Source organism: Propioniciclava sp. LT432, from assembly GCF_059515965.1.
This window is the reverse complement of record NZ_JCAKNE010000059.1, coordinates 1-7,868: the sequence shown is the minus strand read 5'-3', so window position 1 is coordinate 7,868 and position 7,868 is coordinate 1. Positions and strand designations below refer to the sequence as shown.

Annotated in this window: 7 protein-coding genes; 1 reads left to right on the top strand and 6 read right to left on the bottom strand. The window is 67.3% G+C overall.

Annotation, left to right across the window (positions count from 1 at the left end):
- From AC5YDV_RS19370 to AC5YDV_RS19360, 3 genes are all read right to left on the bottom strand, one after another.
- A partial coding sequence (locus AC5YDV_RS19370) for an ISL3 family transposase (protein WP_496192568.1) occupies nt 1-1,283 on the bottom strand: 1,283 nt, incomplete at its 3' end.
- A 160-nt stretch (nt 1,284-1,443) separates the two neighbouring features.
- A complete protein-coding gene (locus AC5YDV_RS19365) occupies nt 1,444-1,863 on the bottom strand; it encodes a hypothetical protein (protein ID WP_496183025.1) in 420 nt (139 codons plus the stop codon).
- A 430-nt stretch (nt 1,864-2,293) separates the two neighbouring features.
- The gene (locus AC5YDV_RS19360; protein ID WP_182818876.1) at nt 2,294-2,809 is read right to left on the bottom strand and encodes a hypothetical protein; all 516 of its coding nucleotides are present in this window, start codon (nt 2,807-2,809) and stop codon (nt 2,294-2,296) included.
- A gap of 405 nt (nt 2,810-3,214) precedes the next feature.
- Between AC5YDV_RS19360 and AC5YDV_RS19355 the strand changes: the two genes are divergently transcribed.
- Nucleotides 3,215-4,603, top strand: coding sequence for an ISL3 family transposase (locus tag AC5YDV_RS19355; protein WP_496192567.1), 1,389 nt, complete (start codon nt 3,215-3,217; stop codon nt 4,601-4,603).
- Here the strand turns inward: AC5YDV_RS19355 and AC5YDV_RS19350 are convergent.
- The 3 genes from AC5YDV_RS19350 to AC5YDV_RS19340 are packed head-to-tail and all read right to left on the bottom strand — an operon-like array spanning nt 4,545 to nt 7,741.
- On the bottom strand, nt 4,545-5,534 hold the full coding sequence (locus tag AC5YDV_RS19350; protein WP_496184455.1) for a tyrosine-type recombinase/integrase: 990 nt from the start codon (nt 5,532-5,534) through the stop codon (nt 4,545-4,547). The two genes, AC5YDV_RS19355 and AC5YDV_RS19350, sit on opposite strands and share 59 nt — an antisense overlap.
- A gap of 6 nt (nt 5,535-5,540) precedes the next feature.
- Nucleotides 5,541-6,494 carry a tyrosine-type recombinase/integrase gene (locus AC5YDV_RS19345; RefSeq protein WP_496184456.1) on the bottom strand — a complete coding sequence of 318 codons (954 nt, stop codon included), beginning with the start codon at nt 6,492-6,494 and terminating at the stop codon, nt 5,541-5,543.
- Nucleotides 6,491-7,741: a tyrosine-type recombinase/integrase gene (locus AC5YDV_RS19340; protein ID WP_496184457.1), complete on the bottom strand. Its 1,251-nt coding sequence runs from the start codon at nt 7,739-7,741 to the stop codon at nt 6,491-6,493. The genes AC5YDV_RS19345 and AC5YDV_RS19340 overlap by 4 nt, the downstream gene beginning before the upstream one ends.
- Between the last annotated feature and the right edge of the window lie 127 nt (nt 7,742-7,868).

The window sequence follows — 7,868 nt, the reverse complement described above, 5'->3', positions numbered from 1 at the left end:
TTGGCCGTGGTGCCTTGGCTGGTCAAGCGGTGTTGCCGCGCCCGGTGGGCGCTGCGGAGCAGGATACGGGCTTGGTAGTGCTCGTTGTTTCGGTAGCCGCGCCCGGTCCGTTTGATGTGTTTGATGGCGGTGTTCGCCGCTTCGGTGCGGGCGTTGGTGACCCGGCTGGTGATGAACGCCTCGATGGCGGGCCACCAGGCGTTGAGGGTGTCCCACAGCCTGGTGGTCTCGTCGGTGTCGGCGTCTTTCACCCAGCCTTCGAGCCGCTGTTTGGCGTCACGGGCTCCTTCGAGGGTGCGGCTGGCGAGGATCAGCCGCAGTCCTTCCTTGACGCCCCAGGCGGCGCCGAGTTCGCCGGTGGGGTCGTCGCTGGTGAACACCTCATCGAGCCGGTGGCGGGCCCGCTCCGAGAGGGTGTCGTAGCCGCGGAGCAGCAGGGTGCGATGTGCCCAGGCCGGGTCGACCTTCCGGCCCCGGCGCTGGTGGAGGTCCTGGACCAGGCGTTGCCGCACCCGGGTCAGGCACAGGTTCGCCAACTGGACCAGGTGGAACGGATCGACCGCGATCTTGGCGTGCGGGAGGCTGGTGGTGATCGCCTTCTTGAACGCTGCTGAGGGGTCGATCGCAACGATCTGGATTCGGTCCCGCCAGGCCTGGCTGCGGGCGTTCAGCCAGCCCTCGACGGCAGCACTGTCACGGCCGTCGACGACCCCCAGCACCTGACCGCAGGCCGTGTTGACGAGGGTCGTCATCCACGGCTCGACCCGCCGCCAGCCGCTGCTGTCGGGGTCGCGGAACCAGCGGACCCGGCGGTAGCGGTGCTCGTCGATACCCAGGTGCTTTACGTGCAGGGCGTCGACGTCGGGCAACGTGTCGACCGCGTCGTTCACCGTCTTCTGGGTGGTCCACCACGCCACCTGATGGGTCTTGGCGACCTGGGCGACCGGCTGACCCTGGTCGATGACCGCGGTCAGCAACGCCTGACGCAAGCGCGTCGTGCACCGAGCCCGTCGCGGCAACTCGCTCGTGGTCTGGGTGAACGTCCGTCGCGGGCACCCCTGCTCGGCGCACACCAACCGTGGCTTCACCACCAACACCTCCACACCGCCGGCGTGCGGGACGTCCTTGACCCGTTGCCGACACCACGCATGCACCCGCGCCGACACCACCCCGCAGTCGGGGCAGCCGCCGGCGATGGTGTCGGCCTTCACGATCACCCGCCGACCACCCAGGGGCAGGTCGATCGCGTCGATCACGTGGTAGTCAGGCAGGTTGAAAGTCACGCTCGCAGCGTCACGCTGCGAGCACATAGGCTTGATCACAGCTCGTGGTCCTTGTCCGGTTGGATGCTTCGCAACACCCATCCCAGCGCAAGGCCACGAGCCCTTGCATCAACGACCCACCACGGTCAACTACGAGTAGCCCCCAATGGGGGTGGTTGTTCTAGCCTTGGAAGTGGAAGTCCTTGTATCCGCGTCGGACGTTGAAGCGTCGTCCTTCTTGGCGGCGCAGTATCAAGCCGGTGATGGTGTCGACATCGGCGGGTCGCAAGCCGAGCTCCCGGCACTTCAGGCGGATGTGGTCAATGGGTAGCCCCAGCCATCGCTGCGTACGGTTCATCAGGTCGGCCTTGAGCTTGTCCTCTTCGTTCCACTTCAGGCCCGAGTCGTAGCCCGCGGCCATGTCAGCCAAGTGCTGCAGGATGTTCACGACATCGTCGGGCAGCCCGTCTGCGGTCCGCGCGGCGGGAGGGTTCGGGGCGTGAGTGCCATGCCGCAGCAGGCGAACCGGGTTGGCGTCCTCGATCCACTCCGCGGTTTGGCCCGGGGCCCATTCCAGTACGGCAAGGGCCGAGAGCTGCACCCCCCATAGCTCGTTGAGCTGCTTGCGATCGGGCCACGCGTGGAGGACTCGCTTTCCGTGGAGTTGGTCCGCGAATAGACCCCGCCATGTGAGGTGCCGCGCCCTGCCGCCAGTAGCCAGTCGAGTGAGCGCTGGGTTGTGATCGATGTCTTTCCGAGGGGTGACGAGGACGGTGGGGGCGTCGGTCTGGCTGAGCAGCCACTGGACGCCACGCAGTGCCTGCTGCTCGCGGCTGTCCCCGACTCCGAGTTGGGAGATGGCGACGGGGAACGGGTAGCGATCTGAACTCACTGACCAAACTCCTGTCATGTTCTGGCATAGCGAACGCCCTGGAGCACCCGACGATATCGGCGGGCACTGACACAATCAGTTTCCCCCGGTGACAGAATCGGGCGCCCTGCGGCAAACGAGTGAGCAGGGCGGGCAGCTGTCATCGTCGGGAATAGTCCTCATGCCGACGCCAGTCTGAGAAGTGAATGACTGGCGGGATCTTGGGTCGCACCAGACTCTGCTGCAGCCTCGCCATGACGTACTCAATGTAGGAGATCGAGATGTCCCGCCAGTACGGATCGGGTTCCGACAGCGGGTACGTGGCCATGCGGGCATCCAAGGAAGCGAGTGAAACGCCCCCGAAGTAGTTCCCGACGGCAGCGCGCACGTCAGATTGAGTGCTGCGGAGTTCCACGGGGAGGGATGCACCGTGTTGCAGGCACAGCGATTCGAAATCCGCGACGGCCCGAGCGACGTCCTCCGGGTTCAGGCTGCGCACGCTCGACTCATGTAGCAGCGCCCGCAGTCGAGCGAGTGAGGGAAGCAGCCCGTCCACCGCGGCGGCATGCACTCTGGACGCGCGTTCAGCACGGACCGTCCATCTGGCCACGAACCAGGAACCGGCGATGGAGACGACGACGGTGAGCACGCTCAGTGCGACTTCGGATGAAGGCATGTCGCGATTGTCGCCCGCACGTCTGACAGAAGCGTTCGGGTCCGGCGCACGGCAGGGAAGGAGTCGCCCCGCGGGAAGGCTCGGCCTGCGCCGGACGCGGCAGATCCGGATGTTCTGCTCGTCGCTGTGGGTTGGCTTAGAGGCCGCAGGCTGGGACGGGGCGATGGGCACCACCTAGTGCTACCTCCTGGCTGCGTAGCGAAGCGAGCCAAGCGGGTGTTCCGGCTCAGCCCCTTCGCGACGACGACAACTATTCGAATCAGTTACATGGGGCCGAAGTCTTTAAGTGGCTCTTCAACCTTGCGGTGGGGTGAGCGCGACACGCCCGAGCGCGGGTGACGGTGGTTGAGGGTCGAGGCCTTCAGGATCGGAAGCGTCTACTCAACCTGACCGGAAGGCCTCGACGTGTCCGAGCCTACGGGGTGCTGCTACGCTTCCACGACCCCTGCCTACTGTGACCACTGCGACCTTCTGGTCGGCCTGGACGGCTTGCACGTGGTCGAGGTCGACAAGTCCAGCCATGGCGTGCTCGTGGTCACGATGGAGTCCGCGCCGACGGTGATGGGCTGCCCGACGTGTGGGGTGGTCGCCGATAGTCATGGCCGGCGCACGACCACGCTGGTGGACATCCCGTGTTTCGGGAGGCCGACCCGGCTGCGGTGGCGAAAGCGCACGTGGCGGTGTCTGGAGTCTGCGTGCCCGACCAGGGTGTTCACCGAGCAGGACGAGCAGGTCGCCCGCCCGCGTGGGTTGTTGACCATGCGGGCGTGCCGGTGGGTGCTCGAGCAGGTCCGTCGCGAGCACGCCTCCATCCACGGGCTGGCGCGTCAGTTGGGGGTGGCGTGGAAGACGGTGTGGGGCTCGATCCAACCCATCCTGAATACCTTGGCCGCCGACGAGGCCCGGTTCGCCGGGGTGACGACCCTCGGGGTGGACGAGCACCTGTGGCACCACGTGAGTCCCCGCAAGCGCGGCCCGAAGGAGTTGACCGGCATGGTCGATTTGACCCGCGACAAGGACGGACGCGTCCACGCCCGGCTGCTCGACCTGGTCCCCGGCCGGTCCGGGACCGTGTACAAGACATGGCTCGACCAACGCGGGAAGACGTTCAAGGCCCGCGTCGAGGTCGCCACCCTGGACCCGTTCCGCGGCTACAAGAACGCGATCGATGACAAGCTCGCCGACGCCACCGCCGTGTTGGATGCCTTCCACGTCGTGGCGTTGGCCGGGCACGCCGTCGATGAGGTCCGCCGCCGCGTCCAACAAGAGACCCTCGGGCACCGTGGCCGCTCCGGTGACCCGCTCTACGGCATCCGGAACGTGCTCCGCTGCGCGGCCGAGCGGCTCACCGGCAAGCAACAGGCCCGCCTCGACGCGGCGATCGCCGCCGATGAACGCCACGACGCCGTCCACGTCGCCTGGCAGTGCGCCCAACGCGTCCGGGCCGCCTACGCCCACCCCGACCCGGCAGCCGGCCGCCAGCTCGCCGAGCAGGTCGTCGACGGCTTCCCGTCCTGCCCCATCCCCGAGATCGCCCGCCTCGGCCGAACCCTGAGACAGTGGAAGGACGCGTTCCTGGCCTACTTCGACACCGACCGCGCCAGCAACGGCGGCACCGAGGCCCTGAAATGCCGACGTCGGCATTTGATGCTTTATGCCGACGTCTGGGTTATGCCGACCTTGGTGGCGTGTGACCTTGTGAATCCCGGTTTGTCCGGGGCGGTTGTCGGCATAATCAGAGGGTTTCGAGCCACGCGAGGATGTCGGCTCGCGGGGTGTACATGCCCGGGGTGACGTGGGGTGGTCTGGTCTTGTCGAGGGCGTCCTCCTTGAGTCGGGTGTCGGCGTGGAGGTACACGTCGGTGGTGGAGGTCTGCTCGTGGCCGAGCCACAAGGCGATGACGATGATGTCGACGCCGGCGTGGAGGAGGTTCATGGCGGTGGTGTGCCGCAGGGTGTGGACCGTGATGTGTTTGCCGGCCATGCTCGGGCAGGACGTGGTGGCGGTGTGTACGTGGGCGGCGAGTCGGTGTTCGATCGCGTCACGGGATAGCGGGGTGCCGTGGGGGCCGGGGAACAGGGCGGTCCCGGGCCGGGTGCTCCGCTCTTGAAGGTAGGCGCGCAGTTGGTCGCCGATCGTCGCGCTGAGCGGGGTGGATCGGTGTTTGCGGCCCTTGCCTTCGCATTCGACGTACGGGCTGGTCCCGGTGTGGATGCTGCTGGTGGTCAGGGTGATCAGTTCACTGATCCGCAGCCCGGTGCTGATCGCCAACGCCAGCATCATCTGGTCACGTCGGCCGGTCCAGGTCGTGGTGTCCGGCGCGGCGAGCAGGGCTTCGGTTTCGGCCTCGGTCAGGTAGCTGAGTAGGGGTTTCGTGGTCTTGGCGGGTGGGATGGCGAGGATCTGACGGATGGAATCGGCGTGTTCTGGGTGGTCGGGCAGCGTGTGGGCGAGGAGGACGCGGATCGCGCTGAGCCGGGCGTTCCTGGTCGCTGCGGTGTTGGAACGGTGGGTGGTGAGGTGGTCGAGAAAGCCGGTGACGGTGCCGCGGTCGAGGTCTTCGAGCCGGAGCTGGTCGGCGCTGGTCCCGGTCGTGACGCTCAGGTGCTTGATCAGGAGGCGCCAGGTGTCGCGGTAGGACGCGATGGTGTTCGCGGCCAGGCCGCGCTGGGTGTGGACGTAGTCGGTGAAGAACGCCTGCAGGACGGTGGCGAGGTAGGTCATCGTGAGTCACTCCGTCGTGTTCGTGGTGTCGACGCGGTGGGCGGCCAGGGCCAGCAGTTCCGGGACGGCCTGGACGTACCAGTACGTGTGGGACGGATCGGAGTGGCCCAGCCAGAGGGCCAGCAGACCGAGCGTCGCAGCCGGGTTACCGGCATCAGTGGTGTAGGCGCGGATCATCTGCCGGGTCGCGAAGGTGTGCCGCAGGTCTACCAAGCAGGGGGCGTGCCCTTCCCAAGTGATGCCGGTCGCGGCCCGGATCCGCTGGAAGTGGTCCTCCACGGTCGCCCGCTGGTAGGCCTTGCCCCGGGTGGTGACGAACAGGGTTCCCTCCAGCGGAGGTGTCGCGGCTTGGCGGTGCGGGCTGGCCAGGTAGCCGGCCAGGGCGTCGAGGGTGGTGGGGTGCAGCGGGATGAGCCGGTCGGGACCGTGCTTGTTGGCCCGGATCAGCAGGGTGGCGTCCTCGACGTTGATGTCGCCGAGGCGGAGTCGCACGACTTCGCCCGGCCTCATCCCGGTCACGGCCAGTAGGGCGATGACGGCGGCCATCGTGGCCTGCACCAACGGATGGGTGAACGCGTGCGGGCAGGCATCGATCAGTGCGTCGACCTCGCCCTGGGTGTAGATGTGGGGCCGGCGCCGGTCCCTGGTGGTAGGCAGCACGTTGGCTGGCGGCACCTGGACGTCCAGGCCGATCGCATGGCAGTAGCGGGCCAGGCCGCGGACCGCGCTGAGGCGTTGGCACTGGTAGGAGTTCTTCAACGAGCCGTCCCCTTGCGCCCAACTCAACGCCTGCGCCACGCTAAAGGACGTACCCGCGTGGCCATGGGCCTGCAGCCATTCGAGGAAACGTCGGGCGTGGCGTTCTTCCTCGACGAGCCGGAATCCCAGCGCCCGCCGCTGGGTGAGGTACACCTCCAGTACCGTCCACAGGCCAACATCGACCGAAGGGGTGGTGGTCATGGCAGGCTGCCCCAGGAGGGCGCCAGCGGACGCAGCGGTGTCATGTCGGCGCGGGCGTAGGTCATCGCCGAGGCCGGGTCGGCGTGGCCGAGGAGTTCTTGGACCTGCCGGAGGGTTCCGCCCCCGGTCAGGACTTGGCTGGCGACTGTGTGTCGAAGACGGTGGGCGTACACGCCGTCCAGGCCGGCACGTCGGCCGTACCTGAGGACGACATCCCCCACGCCGGCCCGATGCAGCGCCGTCAACGGCGGCAGGCAGCGGAGGAACACCGCCCGTTCACCGCGATCGGCGCGACGGACCCGGAGGTAGTCCACCAGCGCCTCGCCCACGTCGACGGGCATCGGAAGGACCAGAACCCGGCCGCCCTTACCAACCACCCGCAACGAGGGTTCGCGCCAGTTGAGGTCGTCCAGCCTCAGCCCGGCGACCTCACCGACACGCACGCCTAGGCGGGCCAGCATGACGATGATCGCCCAGTCCCGCTTGCCCGCCACAGTGTCCCGATCGACGGCATTCTTCAACGCGGCGACTTGGCTGTCGGTAAGGCCTTTCGGCAGGCCGGCCCGGATACGACGCGGCGACAGGACCCCGTCAACGATCCCGTCCCGTATCCACCCGTTGGCTGCGGCCCAGGTGAGCAGACCACGGAGCAGAGCCGCCCTGCTCTGCGCGGTGGAGGAGGAGTAGCCGGCCACCACACGCACCAGGAACTCGTTGACCATGACGACGTCAACACGTTCCCAGTGGAGGTCCCCGTCCTCGTCTTCGACCAGCGGCAGGAAGCGTTCCCCGATCTGGCGGGCCTTGTAGAGCCAACTGGCACCCTGTCCCTCTTCGACCTCCAGGAACCGCAACCACGCGGCAAGACAGGCTTCTGCCGGTCGCAGCGGCGCCGTGTCGACAGGCGACGGTTTGAGGCGTCCGGTTTCCTGCAGGAACCTAACGACGGCCGAGACGTTCTCGTTGGCGGATCGATGCTCCGGGTGGCGTTCGTTGTCCCCTGAGACAAGGCCGAACACGCACGCAGCGTCAACGTCCGCAAGCTCAACACCAGCAGCGGCCAGCCATGCACCGAGCCGAGCCGCCGCCCGCACCAGGTTGCGCTGTGTCGTCGGTGCGTACCCCTCCGTGACCAGCCAGTCGATCAACTCGGCCATCACCGCGGCGAGCGGACCAGCATCACGACGAGGCCAGATCCTCATCTGCCCACCAGCAGCCGCAGGCCCCTCACGTACCAGATCACCCATGACCCGTCCTCCTCCCATCAGGAGAAGGTTGGACCTACAGGATTATGCCGACAACCGCCCCGGACAAACCGGGATTCACAAGGCCACACGCCACGAAGGTCGGCATAACCCAGACGTCGGCATAAGC

Excerpts from the sequence above, each read along its gene's own strand:
- AC5YDV_RS19360 (WP_182818876.1), bottom strand. The coding sequence starts at position 2,809 with ATGCCTTCATCCGAAGTCGCACTGAGCGTGCTCACCGTCGTCGTCTCC.
- AC5YDV_RS19350 (WP_496184455.1), bottom strand. The coding sequence starts at position 5,534 with ATGACCTACCTCGCCACCGTCCTGCAGGCGTTCTTCACCGACTACGTC.
- AC5YDV_RS19345 (WP_496184456.1), bottom strand. The coding sequence starts at position 6,494 with ATGACCACCACCCCTTCGGTCGATGTTGGCCTGTGGACGGTACTGGAG.
- AC5YDV_RS19340 (WP_496184457.1), bottom strand. The coding sequence starts at position 7,741 with ATGGGTGATCTGGTACGTGAGGGGCCTGCGGCTGCTGGTGGGCAGATG.